An 18264-nucleotide genomic window follows, 5' to 3' on the forward strand; every position below is an offset into this window, starting at 1 on the left:
AAATGACACTTATTTAGTCAATAAGCTGTCTTTTAGTTGCGTTCGAGGTCGATATCGATACCCAGCGAACGGATTTCCTTGACCAGCACGTTGAACGACTCAGGCATGCCGGCGTCGATCACGTGGTCGCCTTTGACCAGGTTTTCGTACACTTTGGTACGGCCATTCACGTCATCGGACTTGACGGTCAACATCTCTTGCAAGACATACGACGCGCCGTACGCTTCCAGTGCCCACACTTCCATCTCACCGAAGCGCTGACCACCGAACTGGGCTTTACCACCCAGCGGCTGTTGCGTGACCAGCGAGTAAGGACCGGTCGAACGGGCATGCATCTTGTCATCGACCAAGTGATGCAGTTTCAGCATGTGCATCACGCCGACAGTGACCTTGCGCTCGAACGCTTCACCGGTGCGACCGTCATACATGGTCACCTGGTTTTTCGAAGCGGTCATGCCCAGGTTCTTGGCGATGTCGTCCGGATACGCCAGGTCCAGCATGCGGCGGATTTCGGATTCATTGGCGCCGTCAAACACTGGCGTGGCGAATGGAACACCTTTTTTCAGGTTTTCCGCCAGCTTCATGATCTCTTCGTCGTCGAAGTTATCCAGCTCTTCGGCGCGGCCGTTGTCGTTGTAGATCGTGGTCAAATACTTGCGCACTTGCTCGACCTTGGTTTGCGCCTTCAGCATTTCGCCGATGCGGATACCCAGACCCTTGGCAGCCCAGCCCAAGTGCGTCTCGAGGATCTGACCAACGTTCATCCGCGAAGGAACGCCCAGTGGGTTCAGCACCACGTCCGCTGGCGTGCCGTCGGCCATGTATGGCATATCTTCCACAGGAACAATACGGGAAACCACACCCTTGTTACCGTGGCGACCTGCCATCTTGTCGCCCGACTGCAGGCGGCGTTTCACGGCCAGGTACACCTTGACCATTTTTTGCACGCCTGGTTGCAGCTCATCGCCTTGCGTCAGCTTCTTGCGCTTCTCTTCGAAGGCCAGATCGAACTGGTGACGCTTCTCGTTGATCGATTCCTTGATCGCTTCCAGCGCTACCGCGGCATCGTCGTCCGCAGGGCGGATGTCGAACCAGTGGTATTTGTCCAGGTCAGCCAGGTATTCCTTGGTGATCTTGGCGCCTTTGGCCAGCTTTTTAGGGCCGCCGTTAACGACTTTGCCGATCAGCATTTTTTCCAGACGCTGGAAGGCATCGCCTTCCACGATACGCATCTGGTCGTTCAAGTCCAGACGGAAACGTTTCAGTTCGTCATCGATAATTTGCTGAGCACGTTTGTCGCGCACGATGCCTTCACGGGTGAAGACTTGTACGTCGATCACGGTACCGATCATGCCCGAAGGCACGCGCAGCGAGGTGTCTTTCACGTCCGAAGCTTTTTCGCCGAAAATCGCGCGCAGCAGCTTCTCTTCCGGGGTCAGCTGGGTTTCGCCCTTCGGCGTCACTTTACCAACCAGGGTGTCGCCAGCCTGCACTTCAGCGCCGATATAGACGATACCGGACTCATCCAGACGTGCCAGCTGGTTTTCAGCCAGGTTCGAGATGTCGCGGGTGATTTCTTCCGCGCCCAGTTTGGTATCGCGTGCAACAACCGACAACTCTTCGATGTGAATCGAGGTGTAGCGGTCATCCTTGACGACGTTTTCCGAGATCAGGATCGAATCCTCGAAGTTCAGACCATTCCATGGCATGAACGCCACGGTCATGTTCTGGCCCAGCGCCAATTCACCCAGGTCGGTCGATGCGCCGTCGGCGATCACGTCGCGCTTGGCAACACGGTCGCCCACTTGCACGATAGGACGCTGGTTGATGTTGGTGTTCTGGTTCGAACGGGTGTACTTGATCAGGTTATAGATGTCGACGCCCACTTCACCAGCTTGCGCTTCGTCATCGTTCACGCGAATCACCACACGGCCTGCATCGATGTAATCAACGATACCGCCACGCAGTGCTTGTACGGTGGTGCCCGAGTCGACCGCAACAGTGCGTTCGATACCGGTACCGACCAGCGCTTTTTCAGGACGCAAGCAAGGCACTGCCTGGCGTTGCATGTTGGCGCCCATCAATGCACGGTTCGCATCATCGTGTTCGAGGAAGGGAATCAGCGAGGCAGCGACGGAAACGATCTGGCCCGGCGCCACGTCCATGTACTGGATGCGCTCTGGGGATACCAGGATGGTTTCGCCGGCTTCACGGGCCGATACCAGTTCATCGGACAACATGCCTGCATCGTTGATGGTCGCATTCGCCTGGGCGATGATGTAGCGGCCTTCTTCGATAGCGGACAGGTAGTCGATCTGGTCGGTGATCTTGGAGCCTTCCACCTTGCGGTATGGGGTTTCCAGGAAGCCGTATTCATTCAGGCGGGCGTACAACGCCAGCGAGTTGATCAGACCAATGTTCGGACCTTCCGGTGTCTCGATCGGGCAGACGCGGCCGTAGTGGGTCGGATGCACGTCGCGCACTTCAAAGCCGGCGCGTTCGCGTGTCAGACCGCCGGGTCCCAGCGCCGATACGCGGCGCTTGTGGGTAATTTCCGACAGAGGGTTGGTTTGGTCCATGAACTGCGACAGCTGGGACGAACCGAAGAACTCGCGGATGGCTGCCGAAATCGGCTTCGAGTTGATCAGGTCATGCGGCATCAGGTTGTCGGCTTCGGCCTGGCCCAGACGCTCCTTGACTGCGCGCTCAACGCGTACCAGACCGGCACGGAATTGGTTCTCTGCCAGTTCGCCCACGCAACGTACGCGACGGTTACCCAGGTGATCGATATCGTCGACTTCGCCGCGGCCATTGCGCAGTTCCACCAGGATCTTGATCACGGCCAGCACGTCTTCGTTCGACAGGGTCATGGCGCCGGTCAGTTCATCACGGCCGATGCGGCGGTTGAACTTCATGCGGCCCACGGCCGACAGGTCGTAGCGGTCCGAGTTGTAGAACAGGCCATTGAACAGCGCTTCAACGGAGTCTTCCGTTGGCGGTTCGCCTGGACGCATCATGCGGTAGATCGCCACTTTCGCTGCCATCTGGTCAGCGGTGTCGTCGATACGCAGGGTTTGCGAGATGTACGCGCCCTGATCCAGGTCGTTGGTGTACAAGGTCTGGATTTCGGTCACGTTGGCTTCGCGCAGACGGCCCAGCAGGTCTTCGGTCAGCTCATCGTTGGCGTTTGCCACGACTTCACCGGTGTCGCCATCGACGATATTCTTCGCCAATACGCGGCCCAGCAGGTAGTCTTCAGGTACGGAAATGTGCTTGATGCCAGCCGATTCGATATCACGCACGTGTTTTGCGTTGATACGCTTGTCTTTCAGCACCAGGGTCTTGCCCGACTTGTCGACGATGTCGAAACGCGCAACTTCACCGCGCAGACGCTCGGCAACGAATTCCATTTCCGCGCCTTCGGAGCGCAGGTTGAAATTGTCGAAGACAAAGAAATTGGCCAGGATTTGCTCATGCGACATGCCGATTGCTTTGAGCAAAATCGTCACTGGCATCTTGCGGCGGCGGTCGACGCGGAAGAACAGGATGTCTTTCGGGTCGAACTCGAAGTCCAGCCACGAACCGCGGTAAGGAATGATACGTGCCGAGAACAGCAGTTTACCGGACGAGTGAGTCTTGCCGCGGTCGTGCTCGAAGAACACGCCAGGCGAACGGTGCAACTGGGAAACGATCACACGCTCAGTGCCGTTGATCACGAAGGAACCGGTGGTCGTCATGAGCGGCAATTCGCCCATGTAGACTTCCTGTTCTTTCATTTCCTTGACGACTGGCTTGGTTGGCGATTCCTTGTCCAGGATCACCAGGCGCACTTTCGCGCGCAGCGGCGACGCGAACGTCAGGCCACGTTGTTGGCATTCTTTGACGTCAAAGGCAGGATCGCCCAGGACGTACGACAAGAATTCGAGACGCGCAAAACCATTGTGCGAAACGATAGGGAAAATCGAAGTGAAGGCCGACTGCAGGCCATCGTTCTTGCGGCCGGACGGTGCTATGTCCTCTTGCAAGAAGCTATGATAAGACTCGAGCTGGGTCGCCAGCAGGAACGGAACGTGGTGAACGTTGGCGCGCTTCGCGAATGATTTGCGAATGCGTTTCTTCTCAGTAAATGAGTAGTGCATGGACACTCCGTGAGTGACAGAAAGGATAGAAAATTCAGGTTTTGCAAGTGTTCATTTGCAACGCTGCGTGTGACACAGACGAAACCTCAAGGCTCTGCTTTCCGGCTTGAATCGAACAAAACTGCGACAGATATTGCTACAAATACGCTACAAATACGATACAGACGACAAAGGAGCCAAAGTCGGATTTCCCCCCTTGCAAGGGGAAATCTCAGACTTTGGCTCGGGCGCTAACTGACGCCAGTACAGATATTACTTGATCGAAGCGGTTGCGCCGGCTTCTACCAGTTTCTTCTGTGCTGCTTCAGCGTCGGCTTTCGAAACGCCTTCTTTCACAGTTTTTGGTGCGCCATCGACCAGGTCTTTAGCTTCTTTCAAGCCCAGGCCGGTGATTTCGCGAACTGCTTTAATGACGCCAACTTTGTTTGCGCCGAAGGTGTCCAGAACAACGTTGAACTCGGTTTGCTCTTCAACAGCTGCACCAGCTGCTGCGCCGCCGGCTGCTGGAGCAGCCATAGCTGCTGCCGACACGCCGAATTTTTCTTCGAAAGCTTTTACCAGGTCGTTCAGGTCCATTACGGACATGGCGCTAACTGCTTCCAGGATATCGTCTTTGCTAATTGCCATTTTGAAACTCCTAAATTTATTACGTTAGTTACATCAGATTGGTACTGAGAGAAAAAAGCGCGCGCGATTAAGCGGCTGCTGGGGCTTCTTCCACTGCTGCTTCTGCAGGAGCGGCGCCTTCGCCTTTTTTCGCTGCCAGAGCAGCCAGACCACGTGCAAAGCCCGACACCGGAGCCAGCATGACGCCCAACAGCTGCGAAATGAGGACTTCACGGGAAGGAATACTCGCCAGTGCTACGACAGCCGCTTTATCAAGCGATTTGCCGGCGTAGTTACCTGCGGTGATTACCAGTTTGTCGTTGGTTTTAGCGAAGTCAGCGATGACTTTAGCTGCGGCAACGGCATCGGCCGAGATCGAGTAGATCAACGGACCGGTCATGGAATCGGCCAGGCTGGCGAATTGGGTGCCTTCGACGGAGCGACGAGCCAATGTGTTTTTCAACACACGCAGGTACACGCCTTGGGCACGTGCTTTAGCACGCAGTTGCGTCAAGTGACCAACCTGGATGCCACGATATTCGGCCACGACGATCGTTTGCGCAGTTGCTACTTGTGCGGAAACTTCGGCGACGACGGCCTTTTTGTCATTCAGATTGAGACTCACGGTCAACCTCCTTAAATGATGTTCGACACTCTTTACCGAGTGGTAAAGCGTCTTGCATCGGTTCGAACACGGCGTCCGAAGTCAAGAAGTACTAAACTGAGCGGATGGATTCACGCAGCATGAGGACTACAAAACTTGTTCGGGTACACCATCTGCGTTGGGCACTTCCCGTTGCCGGGAAGCCTATTAACCTTCTGTACTTGCTGTCCCAGTCGGCCCAACGGTCTTTGATTGTCTGCCTGCACGGCAAAAACACCACACAGACAGCCCAAAGATGCGCCTGCAGCGCCCGAAGGCGCCACAGGACTTGATTCTTTACTTAAGCTGCCAGGCTAGCCTGGTCGATACGGACGCCAGCGCCCATGGTCGACGACAGCGAGACTTTGCGCAGGTACACGCCTTTGCTCGATGCTGGTTTAGCTTTGTTCAGCGCGTCGATCAGTGCGACCAGATTCGATTTCAGATCTGCGTCAGCGAACGATTTACGGCCGATGGTAGCGTGGATGATACCGGATTTGTCGGTACGGTACTGAACTTGACCGGCTTTCGCGTTTTTCACGGCGGTAGCGACGTCAGGAGTAACAGTGCCCACTTTCGGGTTAGGCATCAGGCCGCGTGGGCCCAGGATCTGACCCAGGGTACCAACGATACGCATGGTGTCTGGCGAAGCGATCACGATATCGAAAGGCATGTCGCCGGCTTTGATTTGCTCAGCCAGGTCTTCCATACCAACGATGTCGGCGCCAGCTGCTTTGGCAGCTTCCGCTTTGTCGCCCGACGCGAATACAGCCACGCGTACGGTTTTGCCGGTGCCAGCTGGCAACACGACGGAGCCGCGTACCACTTGGTCGGATTTCTTCGGATCAACACCCAGTTGTACCGATACGTCGATCGATTCGTTGAACTTGGCCGTTGCGCACTCTTTGATCAGAGCAACAGCGTTGTCGAAGCCGTACGCTTTGGTGCGGTCAACTTTGGCTTTGAAAGCCTTGATACGTTTGGATAACTTAGCCATTATACAACACCTTCCACCGTGATACCGATCGAACGTGCGGAACCAGCGATGGTGCGTACAGCAGCATCCATGTCGGCAGCGGTCAGATCAGGGGTTTTCAATTTAGCGATTTCTTCAGCTTGTGCGCGGGTCAGCGTACCGACTTTGTCGGTATGTGGCTTCGGCGAACCTTTGGTGATCGCAGCAGCTTTTTTGATCAGGTAGGTTGCTGGAGGCGTCTTCATCACGAAGGTGAAGGACTTGTCAGCAAATGCGGTGATCACGACTGGAATCGGCATGCCTGGCTCCAGACCTTGGGTCTGCGCGTTGAACGCCTTGCAGAATTCCATGATGTTCAGACCGCGTTGACCCAGAGCTGGACCGATTGGTGGGGATGGGTTTGCTTTACCAGCTGGCACTTGCAGCTTGATAAAACCAATGATTTTCTTTGCCATGATGGCTCCTATCTTGGATTGAGTAGTAGCGCCCCGCCGATACTACCCTGGCGGGGCTCCTCTGACCGGATTTTGCTGAATTGCCGCAACGCTCCTGGTGGCGTTTGATACTGATTTAAACTTTTTCGACCTGGCCGAATTCGAGTTCTACCGGGGTAGCGCGACCGAAGATGGTAACCGAAACGCGTACTTTGGATTTCTCGTAGTTGACTTCTTCGACATTGCCGTTGAAATCGGTGAACGGACCATCCTTGATACGTACTTGCTCGCCCACTTCGTACAAGGTCTTTGGACGGGGCTTTTCAACACCTTCCTGCATCTGGCGCATGATGGCATCGATTTCGCGCGCAGAGATCGGCGTCGGCTTGTTCGATTTGCCACCGATAAAGCCGGTAACCTTGCTGGTGTTCTTGACCAAGTGCCAGCTCTCGTCCGTCATTTCCATTTCAACCAGCACATAGCCAGGATAGAAACGACGTTCGGTGACCGACTTGACACCATTCTTGACTTCAACCACTTCTTCGATCGGCACCAGGATCTGGCCGAACTGGTCTTGCATGCCCGCGCGTTCGATACGCTCGGTCAGGGCGCGCATGACGCTTTTTTCCATGCCGGAATAAGCGTGCACGACATACCAGCGCTTGCTGCTTACCGGTACGCTCAGCGCTGCGCCAGATTCCGTTGCCGGCGTATCGCCCGACACGGATTCGCCCGTCGCTTCATCATGCACATTTTCGCTCATTATTTTTTCCAACCAAGAATTACGTCATACAACAGAAACTCAAGCAATTTATCCGTGCCCCACAGGAAAATCGCCATGACCAGCACAAAAGCAAACACGATCGCCGTGATCTGCGTGGCTTCTTTGCGGGTAGGCCAAACGACTTTCTTGGTTTCGCGCACTGATTCTTTGGCGAAATTCAGGAATTCACGGCCGGTCGTCGAGATCCACAAGAACGCAACAGCAATAAGCAAACCAGCCACAAGCGCGCCTGCGCGCACCAGAGCTGGTTGGCCTGCCAGGTAATAAAACCCGACTACTCCTGCAATCGCCGCCACTATTGCCAGCGCGACTTTTATCTTGTCACTCGACGTGCTAACGGTTTGCACGGATTGATTTGACATTTTTCTACTTTCGGTGCCCTGCACCTTGACGGTGGCAGGGACGGAGGGCATCGAACCCCCAACCTTCGGTTTTGGAGACCGACGCTCTGCCAATTGAGCTACGTCCCTACGTAAAACTTTAGTGGAGCGCTATTCTACCACCCAAGACGCCTCGGGTGGAAGCATAACATTTCCTTATGCGAGGATTTTTGCAACCACGCCGGCGCCGACGGTACGACCGCCTTCACGGATAGCGAAGCGCAGACCTTCTTCCATCGCGATCGGGTTGATCAGCTTGACGGTGATCGACACGTTATCGCCTGGCATCACCATTTCTTTGTCTGCTGGCAACTCGATCGAACCGGTTACGTCCGTGGTACGGAAGTAGAACTGTGGACGATAGTTGTTGAAGAATGGCGTGTGACGGCCGCCTTCGTCCTTCGACAGAACATAGATCTCGCCGGTGAAGTGCGCGTGCGGCTTGATCGAGCCTGGTTTTGCCAGAACTTGACCACGTTGCACGTCTTCACGCTTGGTGCCGCGCAGCAGCAGACCAACGTTGTCGCCTGCTTGACCTTGGTCCAGCAGTTTGCGGAACATTTCCACGCCGGTGCAAGTCGTTTTGACGGTATCGGTGATACCAACGATTTCGATCTCTTCGCCGACCTTGATGATGCCGCGCTCGATACGACCGGTCACAACGGTACCGCGACCCGAGATCGAGAACACGTCTTCTACTGGCATCAGGAACGCACCGTCAACTGCACGCTCTGGGGTTGGGATGTAAGCATCCAGGGCATCGGCCAGACGCAGCACTGCGTCCACGCCCATTTCGCCTTCTTGGCCTTCCAGCGCCATACGGGCCGAACCTTTGATGATAGGCAGATCGTCACCTGGGAAGTCGTATTTCGACAACAGCTCGCGCACTTCCATTTCAACCAGTTCCAGCAGTTCTGCGTCGTCGACCAGGTCGCACTTGTTCAGGAACACGATGATGTATGGAACGCCAACTTGGCGGGCCAGCAGGATGTGCTCGCGGGTTTGCGGCATTGGGCCGTCTGCTGCGGAGCAAACCAGGATCGCGCCGTCCATTTGTGCTGCGCCGGTGATCATGTTCTTGATGTAGTCGGCGTGGCCTGGGCAGTCAACGTGAGCGTAGTGGCGGGTAGCCGTTTCGTACTCAACGTGCGCGGTGTTAATCGTAATACCGCGTGCTTTTTCTTCTGGAGCTGCATCGATCTGGTCGTATGCTTTAGCTTCGCCGCCGAATTTCTTCGACAGCACCGTTGCGATTGCAGCGGTCAGGGTGGTTTTACCGTGGTCGACGTGGCCGATGGTGCCGACGTTGACGTGCGGCTTGGTCCGTTCGAATTTACCTTTTGCCATTTTGAACTCCTAATGATTTGATTAGATTGCTCAGGCACACGCCCGACGGTCTGGTTGAATTTGCTTCTGTTTATTACTTGCTGCGAACTTGCTGCGAATTCTGGTGCCCTTGACGTGGATTGAACACGTGGCCTCTCCCTTACCAAGGGAGTGCTCTACCACTGAGCTACAAGGGCTGTAATTTGTTGCATGCGATGCATCAAGCATCTGAACGGGGACTGGAGCGGGTGAAGGGAATCGAACCCTCGTCGTAAGCTTGGAAGGCTTCTGCTCTACCATTGAGCTACACCCGCGAGGTATCGTTCACTTCATCTTCACTTACTACGACCCAGTTTTCCGTTCAAAAACCTGAAAACTTGGTGGAGGGGGCTGGATTCGAACCAGCGTACTCGAAAGAACAGATTTACAGTCTGTCGCCTTTAACCACTCGGCCACCCCTCCGCGGGAACCGCAGAGTATGAAGCATCTACTCACAACTGTCAACCTTATTTGCTACTGCTCGACTACCGCATTTGCTTATAAAGAAGAAGTTGGCTGCTTCGGGGCGTGATTATAAGCTTCCGATTTGAGAATGTGCAAGGGTTCCGAGAAAATAATCACAAATTTTTTCATCCCCTGCCCGCAAGCCGCATTTTTCCGTCCATCACTACTTATTTCCCCTGGTTACAGGGCGTCAGGCGGATGCATCCAGGCCAGGCCACGGGGCTTGTACTTGCGCAATATCTGCTGATGCAAGCCCGACAGCACCGGCAATTTCGGGTTGCGCGGGTCCAGCCGACGCACGCCGGCAATAAAGCTCAGCGCCTGCTGGCCCAGGCGTTCATCCCAGCCGTCATGCTCCAGGCATTTCAGGACCGCCACGGCCGCGTTGAACACCACTTGCGGATTGTCGGGCAAGCGCGTGACGGCTTCGCGCATCAGTTCAACGGCGCCACGGAAATCGCCCTCGCCTGCCTTGGCGGCGCCGGCGGCCACCATCTCGGCCACTTCCTGGCGGCTTTGCCGCGCCAGCGCCTTGGCCAGCTCTTCGCGCCCGCTTTGCTCGAACACGGCCATCGCCTGCGTCATGGCGGCGCTGTCGGGGGCATTGCGCATGACTTCGCGCATCACTTCGGCGGCGCCCTCTTCGCGGCCATGCGCCAGGCACAGGCGCGCCAGTGCCGTTTTAACGGCGTTCGAGCCGCCCACGCTGTGCCGGTTGGCGTGCAGGGCTGCTTCCAGCGATTCCTCCATGCGCTGCTGATTACCCGTATGGGCATGCAGCATGACACTGCACAGCGCGCTGCATAATTCCACGTTCTTTTGGCCGCCCATGGTTTTGTCGAGCTCGCGGATCACGGCGCCCGCCTGCAGCGGGTCGCCCTTGCGCACCAGGGTCTGCACCAGGCGCACCTGGTCTTCCGGATCGCGGAACTCGGAATACTTGGCCTTGGCGACCACCAGCTTCTGGGCTTTTTCCGCCACCTCCATATCATCGGCCGCCACGGCTGCCTCGGCCAGCCGGCGCAAACGGCGCACCGCATGCGGCGACAGCGCCACCGCGTCGCTCAGTGCCTGCTGCGCTTCCTGGTGACGGCCCTGGGCCTGATGCGTGCGGGCCAGCCAGTCATAGGCATCGAGAAAGCGCTTATTGTTTTCCAGCAAGCCTTCCAGCATGGTTTGCGCGGCCGCATACTCGCCGCGCTGGAACAGGGTCTTGGCCTGGCCAAGGCGGGCCCAGCCGATCGCCTTGCTTTCATACAGGGCGGCATAAATCGGTTCCGCCTCGGCCGCCTCGCCCAGCAGCAAATGCAATTCGGCGCGCAAACGCAGGAAATCGGTCGCGTAGCGCGGATATAACGTGGCGCCTTCGCTGCAGGCGGCAATCGCCGCGCGTTCGTTGCCCACGTCGATCAACTGGTACACGGGCACGAAGGCGTTGCGCTTGTCGAGCGCGCGGCCGATGCGCTCGAGCATGCGGTCAGCCGTGAAGGGTTTCAGGATGTAATCAGTGGGCAAGAGTTCCACCGCGCTGACCACCTTGGCAAAGCTGCCTTCGCCGGTCACCATGAAAAACATGGTGGAGGCGTGGATCAATTTGTGGTGGCGCAAGTCTTCCAGCATCTGCTGGCCATCCTGCCCGCCCTCGAGCGTGTATTCGCACAGGATCAAATCATAGGATTTATTGCCCAGCATGCGGATCGCCTGGCCGGAACTGGCCGCATCGTCGATCTTCGCCAGGCCGCACAGGTTGAGCATATTGTGCAGGCTCGAACGCATGCCCGGATGCGGTTCGATAATCAGCGCCGTAAGGCCGTGCAGTTCTTTCATGTCGGTATCCGAAAACTCAGCGGCGCGCCAGACTGGTGCGTGGCGCCAGACCACCTGAGGCTGCCGAGTATATGACGGCGCCGCGCGCAAGGGAATGGCGCGGCGCAGAAAGCCGCTGCGTCAGGGACCGGTGCGCCCAGGATGCCACAGTGCCGGTTCGTCCGCGATCAGTTCCAGCAGCGCCGCCACCACTTCCGGATCGAATTGCTTGCCGCTGCGCTCTTCTATATAAGCACGCACCTGCGGATACGGCCACGGCTCCTTGTATGGCCGCTCGTGCAGCAGCGCATCAAACACGTCGACCACGGCCACGATGCGCGCGGCCAGCGGAATGGCGCGTCCCTTCAGGCCTTGCGGATAACCGGCGCCATCGAAGTGTTCGTGGTGGCTGCCGGCAATCTGCGCGCCATAGGTCAGGTAGCTGACGCCGTCGACCATGTTCGCCGCCCGTTCGAGGATGGTGCGCCCGACGCCGGCGTGCAGCTGCATCTGCACCCTTTCCTCGTCCGTATGGCGGCCCGGCTTCAGCAGCACCGCGTCCGGCGTGGCCACCTTGCCCACGTCGTGCAGGATGCTGGCCAGGCCGATCATGTCGATCAGCTGCGCCGTCAGTTCATCGGGATAGGCGCCACGCTGCTGCATGCGGCGGGCGATCGCGTCGGACAGTTGCTGCACCCGCCGCACATGGCCGCCCGTGTCGCTGTCGCGAAACTCGGCCAGGTCGGCCAGCGCCACCACGGTCGCTTCCTGCGCCTTGCGCAACTGGCCAAACATATACAGGTTGTCGAAGGCGGCGGCGATGCGCTGGCAAAACACTTCCAGCAGATCGCGCTGGATTTGCGCCAGCGGCCACGGCGGCGTGACGGAGATGGCCAGCTCGCGATTGCTTTCCGTATGGATGAACAGCACATTGGCCGGATGCTCGAACTGGCTACGCTTTTCCGCGAAGGCCTTGTCGATGGTGGGCGTGAGCGCATGGCCGAGCGGCATGTTTTCCGCGTCGGCCAGGGCGGCATAGGAGCCGGTGGCGGCCACCACCTGGGGCCGCCCGGAGCCGCCCTGCATCAAGCACAGCACGCCGTCGGCGCCCACGTCGAGGATGGCGCTGACCTGGTTCAGCACGCCGGAGGCAAATTCGCGCAGCGAGTGGATCTGGTACAAATTGGTGGCGCCCGCCAGGATCTTGCCCAGGCCGATGCGGCTGCGTTCGAGCATCATCAGGCTTTCATAGGCGCGCAGGGCCGAAATCACGGTGGTAAACAGCTTTTGCGTGGTCAGTTCGGTCTTGGCCTTGTAATCATTGATGTCGTATTCGATGATCACGCGCTGCTCGGGCGCCTGGCCCGGCTGGCCGGTGCGCAGCACCACGCGCACGATGGGATTGTTCAGCTCGGCACGGATGCGCCTGGCCAGTATCAGGCCGGCGTCATCCGTTTCCATCACCACGTCCAGCAGCACCAGCGCGATGTCGGGCGTATTGCGCAGGATGTCGTAGGCTTCCTGGCCGCTGTAGGCGGAAAACAGTTCCAGCTCGCGGCCCTTGAAGCTGACGTTGCGCAGCGCCAGCCGCGTGACGGCATGGACATCGACATCATCATCGACGATCAGCACGCGCCACAGGCGCTGGTCAGGCGCCGTCAGCCCGGTGGGAGCGGCCGCTGGTTCATCCTCCTCGAGCAGCCAGTTATCATCTGCATCTGTATCGGCATTGCGGTCAGTCATGGATACTCCTGATGGATGGCTACGATGGTGGATGCCTGTCAAGGATAATCAGATTAGATGCTGCTTACAACAGGATTCTGTACACCGTCCGGTACCGCAGGCAAGGCGGGCGGCGGGCTCAGGACACCCCCGACCGGCTTGGCGGCGCAGCCATCGGCGCCCGGCGCCAGCGACTGGTAGCGCACTTCATATTTGCCTGCGCTCAATTGTTCCACGTTCAGCTTGTCGTGCGCCAGGATATACAGATAGCGCACATTCGAGCGCCGCTCCAGGTCGTACAGCTTGACGAAGACGGGCGCCGCATTCTCGCTATTGTCGAGCATCAATTCCAGCTCGCTGCCCTTGTTACTGACAGGGAATCCGTCCACATAACCGGACTGGCGCGGCCACGGTTCGCCATTCGGCGCCACCAGGGCCTGCGCTTGCGCCTGGTTTATGCCATCGCAAGCGGCATGGCTCGCGCTCAGGCTCAGCTGCGACACGGCCAGCACCTTGATCTCGGGCGCCTTGATCTGCACGGGGTCCGGTGCGGACGGCTTGCTCACCGCCCAGCCATCGACGGCCGCCGCTTCTGTTTTCGGCGCCGGCGGCAAGGCGCGCCCGGTGTCGGCAGCTTTGACGCCATCGCGGGCCAGGCCATTCCAGGCCGAGGCCAGCGCGACGGGGACGGCAGGCGAGTGATCGAGCATCAGCATGGCGCCCAGCCAGCCCAGCAGCAGACAGCCACTCAGGCTCAGCCACCAGCGCCAGTTGCGCCAGGTGGTCCGGCCCCGGCGCCGTGGTCCGCCTTGCGGCGACGGTACATCCTGCGCCCAGCTTTGTGGCTGTGACGCGGACTGGCCCTTGGGCCGGCCATCCCTGTGCTTGCCTTCCTCGTGCTGGGTGCTTTCCAGCCAGGCGATTTCCCACTCCTCGGCGGCGATCCACTCATCGTGCTCGCGGCGGCGCTGCGGGTCGGACAAGATGCCATAGGCGCTATTGAGAATCGCCATGATGCGGGCGGCCTTCTCGTCGCCGGGATTCTTGTCGGGATGGTATTTCTGGCTGAGGGCCTTGTACGCCGCACGTATGACTTCCTGCGGCGCCAGGCGCGCCACTTTCAGGTTGTCATAGTGTGTATGTATCTTTCCCATCGTTTTATCTTGAAATCGGTGCGCGGCGACGGGTGCTGATGCATGGAAACCGTGCTGTATCAAGCATCATATACGAAATGACAAGACAATAACCGCCTGGGCCCGCGAAAATGCAGGACCGGGCTGGACCGCGCCCGGCGCTCCTGACGCGCTTACCCTCCCCTTACAAGCGATGCGAGCGGTCACCCGACAACAAGCTATCCGGCAATGCCACCTGGTGGCCCACCACCAGTACCTTGAACAGTTCGCCCATCTCGGCAGGCGACAGCAGTTTTTGCACGGCGCTGGCCTGCGGCAGATACGTCTGGACCTTGAGCGGATCGCTGCGCAGCAGCAAGTCACCGATGCCCGCCCCTAGCAAAAAGGCTGCCTGGCTCATATAGCTGAGCACATCGAGGCCCGCTTCCTGCGCCGCCACGGCCATGGCCGTGAAGTCGACGTGGGCCGTAATGTCTTGCAAGCCGGGCAGATAAAACGGTTCCGCGTGGGCATGGTGGCGGTAATGGCACATCAGGGTGCCGGTGGCGCGCTGTACAAAATAATATTCGTGCGCCGGGAAACCATAGTCGAACAGCACCGCCGCACCGCCCTTGCCACTGGTCAGCATGCGCGCCAGCGAACGCATGAAGCCACAGGCCACGCCGTGGATTTCGCTGACATAGCCGACCGGCAAGTCGTCCGCCTCGGGCACCTGGGCGGCGATCTGCGCCGCCACTTCGCCGCTGGCGGGGCGCTCGATCCAGACGAACTTGCCATCGGCAATGCCGACGTCAAGCTCGCACCAGCCGGCGGGCGTCTTGCTGATCAGGTTGACGGGCATGGCGTCCAGCACTTCATTGCCAAACACGGCGCCTTCGAACGATTCCGGGAAACCATCGAGCCACACCACTTGCGGAAACGCCGCCAGCGCCAGCTCCTGGCGCGCGCGCAGTTCGCCGGACAGTTCGACGATCGCATATTGCTCAATTGAAATGCCGGCACTGGCCGCCTCCGTCAGGATATCGAAGGCCAGCTTGCCCGTGCCGGCGCCGAATTCGAGGATGCGCGGGGCCGTTTGCGCCATAATAGCGGCTGCTACATGGGCCAGGCTGGCGCCGAACAGGGGCGAGATTTCCGGCGCGGTTGTAAAATCGCCATCCTTGCCCAGCTTCGCGGCGCCGCCGCTGTAATAGCCGAGGTCAGGCGCATACAGCGCCAGCTCCATGAAGCGGACAAAGGGAATGGCGCCGTCATTGCGCGCGATTTCAGCGGCAATCAGGTGCTGCAAGGCATGGGACGCGGCCAGCGCGTCGCTATCGGGTTCGGGTAGGGACATTCCGGCATTGTAGCGAATCGGCGGCGCTTGCCGCCAGTCATGGCCCGTACACCTCACTCTCAACTATTAGCAAAGACATGAATCAAGCAAGCACAACGCCCTTAGCCAGCCCCCCGCGGGTCGCCCTCGTCACGGGCGCGGCGCGCCGCATCGGCCGCGCCATCGCGCTGGGCCTGGCGCGCGACGGCTGGGATATTGCCGTGCATTACCGCGCATCACGCGACGAAGCGCTCGCGCTGGTGGCGGAAATTACCGCGCTGGGCCGGCGCGCCCACGCCTTCCCGTGCGACCTGGCGCAGGAAAGCGCCGTACGCCAGCTGCTGCCCCAGGTGCAAGCCGCACTGGGCGCCGTGACTTGCGTGGTCAATAACGCATCGTTGTTTGAATACGACAACGCCGCCGATTTCTCGGTGGCCGCGCTGGACGCCCATATGCACGCCAACCTGGCGGCGCCCGTGCTGCTGGCGCAAGCCTTATATCAGGCCACGCCAGAAGGCGAACAAGCGGTTGTCATCAACTTGCTGGACCAAAAACTGTACAATCTCAATCCTGATTTTTTGTCCTACACATTATCCAAGGCGGCGCTCCTGTCGGCGACCACCATGCTGGCCCAGGCACTGGCGCCCAAGGTGCGCGTGGTCGGCATCGCGCCCGGTATCACCATGGTGTCCGGCGAGCAGACAGAAGCGAACTTTGCCACGGCGCACGAAAATACGCCGCTGGGCCGTTCCAGCACGCCGCAAGATGTTGCCGACAGCGTCTGTTATGTGGCTGGCGCGCGCGCACTGACGGGCACCACCTTGCTGGTCGATGGCGGCCAGCACTTGATCGGCCTGCCGCGCGACGTGATGTTCCTGGCCAAATAAGAGTCAATAAAAAAGCGATCTACCGAATATCCGTAAAAAATTAGCATTCCAGCATTCCCTAAAAGGTAAAACTATGTCGTCCGCCCTGTCTCACCCCCGCTTGGCCGATTGCCGCCGGCTATTCCTGCGCAATTACGAAGTCCTCATCAATATCGGTGTCTACGACTTCGAAAAAAAGGGCGAGCAGCGCGTCCTCATCAACGTCGACCTGTACATTCCCCTGGCCCTGTCGACGCCAAAAGATGACCAGCTGGAAGAAGTGGTCGACTATGACTTCATGCGCGAGACCATCGCCAGGCGCATGGCGCAAGGCCATGTGCAACTGCAGGAAAGCCTGGTCGACGATGTGCTGGCCGCCATGCTGGCCCACCCGCAGGTGCGCGCCGCGCGCGTCTCGTCGATGAAACCGGATGTGTATCCCGACTGCGAAGGCGTCGGCGTGGAAGTATTCCAGATCAAGGATGATGTATGAACGATATGAACACCGTGCTTGATAAAGCAGAGACCGCCGTCGCCATCCCGGCGAACCCGGAAGCACAGCAAGCGGCTAAAAAGAAGGCTGACAAGATCGCGCTGGAAAACAACAAGCTGCACAAGCGCTTGTGCCGCCTGGTGGGCCAGGCCATCGGCGACTTCAATATGATCGAAGAAGGCGACAAGGTGATGGTGTGCTTGTCGGGCGGCAAGGATAGCTACGCCCTGCTGGACATCCTGATGACCTTGCGCGAGCGCGCGCCGATCCATTTCGATATCGTCGCCGTCAACCTGGACCAGAAGCAGCCGAATTTCCCGCCGGAAATCCTGCCTGCCTACCTGACGGAACTGGGCGTGGCTTTCCACATCGAAAACCAGGATACCTACAGCATCGTCAAGCGCCTGATCCCGGAAGGCAAGACCACCTGCTCGCTGTGCTCGCGCCTGCGCCGTGGCATCCTGTACCGCGTGGCCGATGAACTGGGCGCCACCAAGATCGCCCTGGGCCATCACCGCGATGACATCCTGGAAACTTTCTTCCTGAATATGTTCTTCGGCGGAAAACTGAAAGGCATGCCAGCCAAGCTGGTCTCGGACGATGGCAAGCACGTCGTCATCCGCCCGCTGGCCTATGTGAAGGAGTCGGACACCCAGCGTTATGCCGAAGTAAAAGGTTTCCCCATCATTCCATGCGATCTGTGCGGTTCGCAGGAAAACCTGCAGCGCAAGCAGATCAAGGCCATGATGCGCGACTGGGACAAGAAATTCCCTGGCCGCGTGGAAAGCATTTTCTCGTCGCTGGCCAATGTGGCGCCATCGCACCTGATGGACCCGAATCTGTATGGCTTCAAGGATTTGAAGGCCGATGGCGTGGCCAATCCCATGGGCGATATCGCCTTCGATGAAGAACCTTGCGCGACACCGTCGCCGTTCGGCACGACGATTAGCTTGCAAGCAATAACGGACTGATAACGGACGACTCGGCCCGTTCCTCCTCTCTGTTGTTTCGCCGCCACCTCCCCGGTGGCGGCGTCATTTCCACACCACATTTCCCCGCGTTTGATGTACCGTAAGTAGCTCTGCCGGTGCAGCCTGCCGCACGCATCCCTGCCCCGCGGACCGCTAATACTCTTCC

General features: G+C 58.6%; 15 protein-coding genes and 4 tRNA genes. 3 read left to right on the forward strand and 16 right to left on the reverse strand.

Annotated features, from left to right (window positions below; translation table 11 throughout):
- Positions 1–32 precede the first annotated feature (32 nt).
- From rpoB to ACL9RI_RS14165, 16 genes are all read right to left on the reverse strand, one after another.
- Positions 33–4139, reverse strand: a complete 4107-nt coding sequence (rpoB, locus tag ACL9RI_RS14090) for a DNA-directed RNA polymerase subunit beta (RefSeq protein WP_422727165.1) — start codon at positions 4137–4139, stop codon at positions 33–35.
- A gap of 252 nt (positions 4140–4391) precedes the next feature.
- Positions 4392–4766: a 50S ribosomal protein L7/L12 gene (gene rplL / locus ACL9RI_RS14095; protein ID WP_076565137.1), complete on the reverse strand. Its 375-nt coding sequence runs from the start codon at positions 4764–4766 to the stop codon at positions 4392–4394.
- Between the two features lie 67 nt (positions 4767–4833).
- Complete coding sequence (gene rplJ / locus ACL9RI_RS14100) at positions 4834–5370, reverse strand: 50S ribosomal protein L10 (RefSeq protein WP_422727166.1); 537 nt, start codon at positions 5368–5370, stop codon at positions 4834–4836.
- Between the two features lie 319 nt (positions 5371–5689).
- A complete protein-coding gene (gene rplA, locus ACL9RI_RS14105; RefSeq protein ID WP_183682984.1) occupies positions 5690–6385 on the reverse strand; it encodes a 50S ribosomal protein L1 in 696 nt (231 codons plus the stop codon).
- On the reverse strand, positions 6385–6819 hold the full coding sequence (gene rplK, locus ACL9RI_RS14110; RefSeq protein ID WP_034753131.1) for a 50S ribosomal protein L11: 435 nt from the start codon (positions 6817–6819) through the stop codon (positions 6385–6387). Before rplK ends, rplA begins: the two co-directional genes overlap by 1 nt.
- Before the next feature lie 115 nt (positions 6820–6934).
- Positions 6935–7561 (reverse strand): transcription termination/antitermination protein NusG, encoded by a 627-nt coding sequence (gene nusG, locus ACL9RI_RS14115; RefSeq protein WP_422727167.1) that lies wholly within the window; start codon positions 7559–7561, stop codon positions 6935–6937.
- Positions 7561–7944 carry a preprotein translocase subunit SecE gene (secE, locus tag ACL9RI_RS14120; RefSeq protein WP_422727243.1) on the reverse strand — a complete coding sequence of 128 codons (384 nt, stop codon included), beginning with the start codon at positions 7942–7944 and terminating at the stop codon, positions 7561–7563. The genes nusG and secE overlap by 1 nt, the downstream gene beginning before the upstream one ends.
- Positions 7945–7976: 32 nt before the next feature.
- A tRNA-Trp gene (locus tag ACL9RI_RS14125) sits at positions 7977–8052 on the reverse strand.
- Between the two features lie 66 nt (positions 8053–8118).
- Positions 8119–9309 carry an elongation factor Tu gene (tuf, locus tag ACL9RI_RS14130; RefSeq protein ID WP_422727111.1) on the reverse strand — a complete coding sequence of 397 codons (1191 nt, stop codon included), beginning with the start codon at positions 9307–9309 and terminating at the stop codon, positions 8119–8121.
- Positions 9310–9410: 101 nt separating this feature from the next.
- A tRNA-Thr gene (locus tag ACL9RI_RS14135) sits at positions 9411–9485 on the reverse strand.
- A 43-nt stretch (positions 9486–9528) separates the two neighbouring features.
- Positions 9529–9602: transfer RNA gene (locus tag ACL9RI_RS14140), tRNA-Gly, on the reverse strand.
- A gap of 64 nt (positions 9603–9666) precedes the next feature.
- Positions 9667–9750: transfer RNA gene (locus ACL9RI_RS14145), tRNA-Tyr, on the reverse strand.
- A gap of 222 nt (positions 9751–9972) precedes the next feature.
- Positions 9973–11619, reverse strand: coding sequence for a response regulator (locus ACL9RI_RS14150; protein WP_422727168.1), 1647 nt, complete (start codon positions 11617–11619; stop codon positions 9973–9975).
- A 120-nt stretch (positions 11620–11739) separates the two neighbouring features.
- Entirely contained in the window at positions 11740–13341 is a 1602-nt protein-coding gene (locus ACL9RI_RS14155; RefSeq protein WP_422727169.1) for a DUF3369 domain-containing protein, read from the reverse strand.
- Positions 13342–13394: 53 nt separating this feature from the next.
- Positions 13395–14474, reverse strand: a complete 1080-nt coding sequence (locus tag ACL9RI_RS14160) for a J domain-containing protein (RefSeq protein ID WP_422727170.1) — start codon at positions 14472–14474, stop codon at positions 13395–13397.
- A gap of 163 nt (positions 14475–14637) precedes the next feature.
- Entirely contained in the window at positions 14638–15789 is a 1152-nt protein-coding gene (locus ACL9RI_RS14165) for a class I SAM-dependent methyltransferase (RefSeq protein ID WP_183679855.1), read from the reverse strand.
- A gap of 77 nt (positions 15790–15866) precedes the next feature.
- Between ACL9RI_RS14165 and ACL9RI_RS14170 the strand changes: the two genes are divergently transcribed.
- The 3 genes from ACL9RI_RS14170 (at position 15867) to ttcA (ending at position 18098) form a co-directional block, all read left to right on the forward strand.
- Positions 15867–16655, forward strand: coding sequence for an SDR family oxidoreductase (locus ACL9RI_RS14170; protein WP_183679853.1), 789 nt, complete (start codon positions 15867–15869; stop codon positions 16653–16655).
- A gap of 73 nt (positions 16656–16728) precedes the next feature.
- Positions 16729–17127, forward strand: coding sequence for a dihydroneopterin aldolase (locus ACL9RI_RS14175; RefSeq protein ID WP_183679851.1), 399 nt, complete (start codon positions 16729–16731; stop codon positions 17125–17127).
- A gap of 5 nt (positions 17128–17132) precedes the next feature.
- Positions 17133–18098 carry a tRNA 2-thiocytidine(32) synthetase TtcA gene (gene ttcA, locus ACL9RI_RS14180; RefSeq protein WP_422727244.1) on the forward strand — a complete coding sequence of 322 codons (966 nt, stop codon included), beginning with the start codon at positions 17133–17135 and terminating at the stop codon, positions 18096–18098.
- Positions 18099–18264: the final 166 nt, after the last annotated feature.

Source organism: Janthinobacterium sp. Mn2066, assembly GCF_049319705.1.
Lineage (GTDB): Bacteria > Pseudomonadota > Gammaproteobacteria > Burkholderiales > Burkholderiaceae_D > Janthinobacterium.

Excerpts from the sequence above, each read along its gene's own strand:
- rpoB (WP_422727165.1), bottom strand. The coding sequence starts at position 4,139 with ATGCACTACTCATTTACTGAGAAGAAACGCATTCGCAAATCATTCGCG.
- rplL (WP_076565137.1), bottom strand. The coding sequence starts at position 4,766 with ATGGCAATTAGCAAAGACGATATCCTGGAAGCAGTTAGCGCCATGTCC.
- rplA (WP_183682984.1), bottom strand. The coding sequence starts at position 6,385 with ATGGCTAAGTTATCCAAACGTATCAAGGCTTTCAAAGCCAAAGTTGAC.
- rplK (WP_034753131.1), bottom strand. The coding sequence starts at position 6,819 with ATGGCAAAGAAAATCATTGGTTTTATCAAGCTGCAAGTGCCAGCTGGT.
- nusG (WP_422727167.1), bottom strand. The coding sequence starts at position 7,561 with ATGAGCGAAAATGTGCATGATGAAGCGACGGGCGAATCCGTGTCGGGC.
- secE (WP_422727243.1), bottom strand. The coding sequence starts at position 7,944 with ATGTCAAATCAATCCGTGCAAACCGTTAGCACGTCGAGTGACAAGATA.
- tuf (WP_422727111.1), bottom strand. The coding sequence starts at position 9,309 with ATGGCAAAAGGTAAATTCGAACGGACCAAGCCGCACGTCAACGTCGGC.
- ACL9RI_RS14150 (WP_422727168.1), bottom strand. The coding sequence starts at position 11,619 with ATGAAAGAACTGCACGGCCTTACGGCGCTGATTATCGAACCGCATCCG.
- ACL9RI_RS14155 (WP_422727169.1), bottom strand. The coding sequence starts at position 13,341 with ATGACTGACCGCAATGCCGATACAGATGCAGATGATAACTGGCTGCTC.
- ACL9RI_RS14160 (WP_422727170.1), bottom strand. The coding sequence starts at position 14,474 with ATGGGAAAGATACATACACACTATGACAACCTGAAAGTGGCGCGCCTG.
- ACL9RI_RS14165 (WP_183679855.1), bottom strand. The coding sequence starts at position 15,789 with ATGTCCCTACCCGAACCCGATAGCGACGCGCTGGCCGCGTCCCATGCC.
- ACL9RI_RS14170 (WP_183679853.1), top strand. The coding sequence starts at position 15,867 with ATGAATCAAGCAAGCACAACGCCCTTAGCCAGCCCCCCGCGGGTCGCC.
- ACL9RI_RS14175 (WP_183679851.1), top strand. The coding sequence starts at position 16,729 with ATGTCGTCCGCCCTGTCTCACCCCCGCTTGGCCGATTGCCGCCGGCTA.
- ttcA (WP_422727244.1), top strand. The coding sequence starts at position 17,133 with ATGAACACCGTGCTTGATAAAGCAGAGACCGCCGTCGCCATCCCGGCG.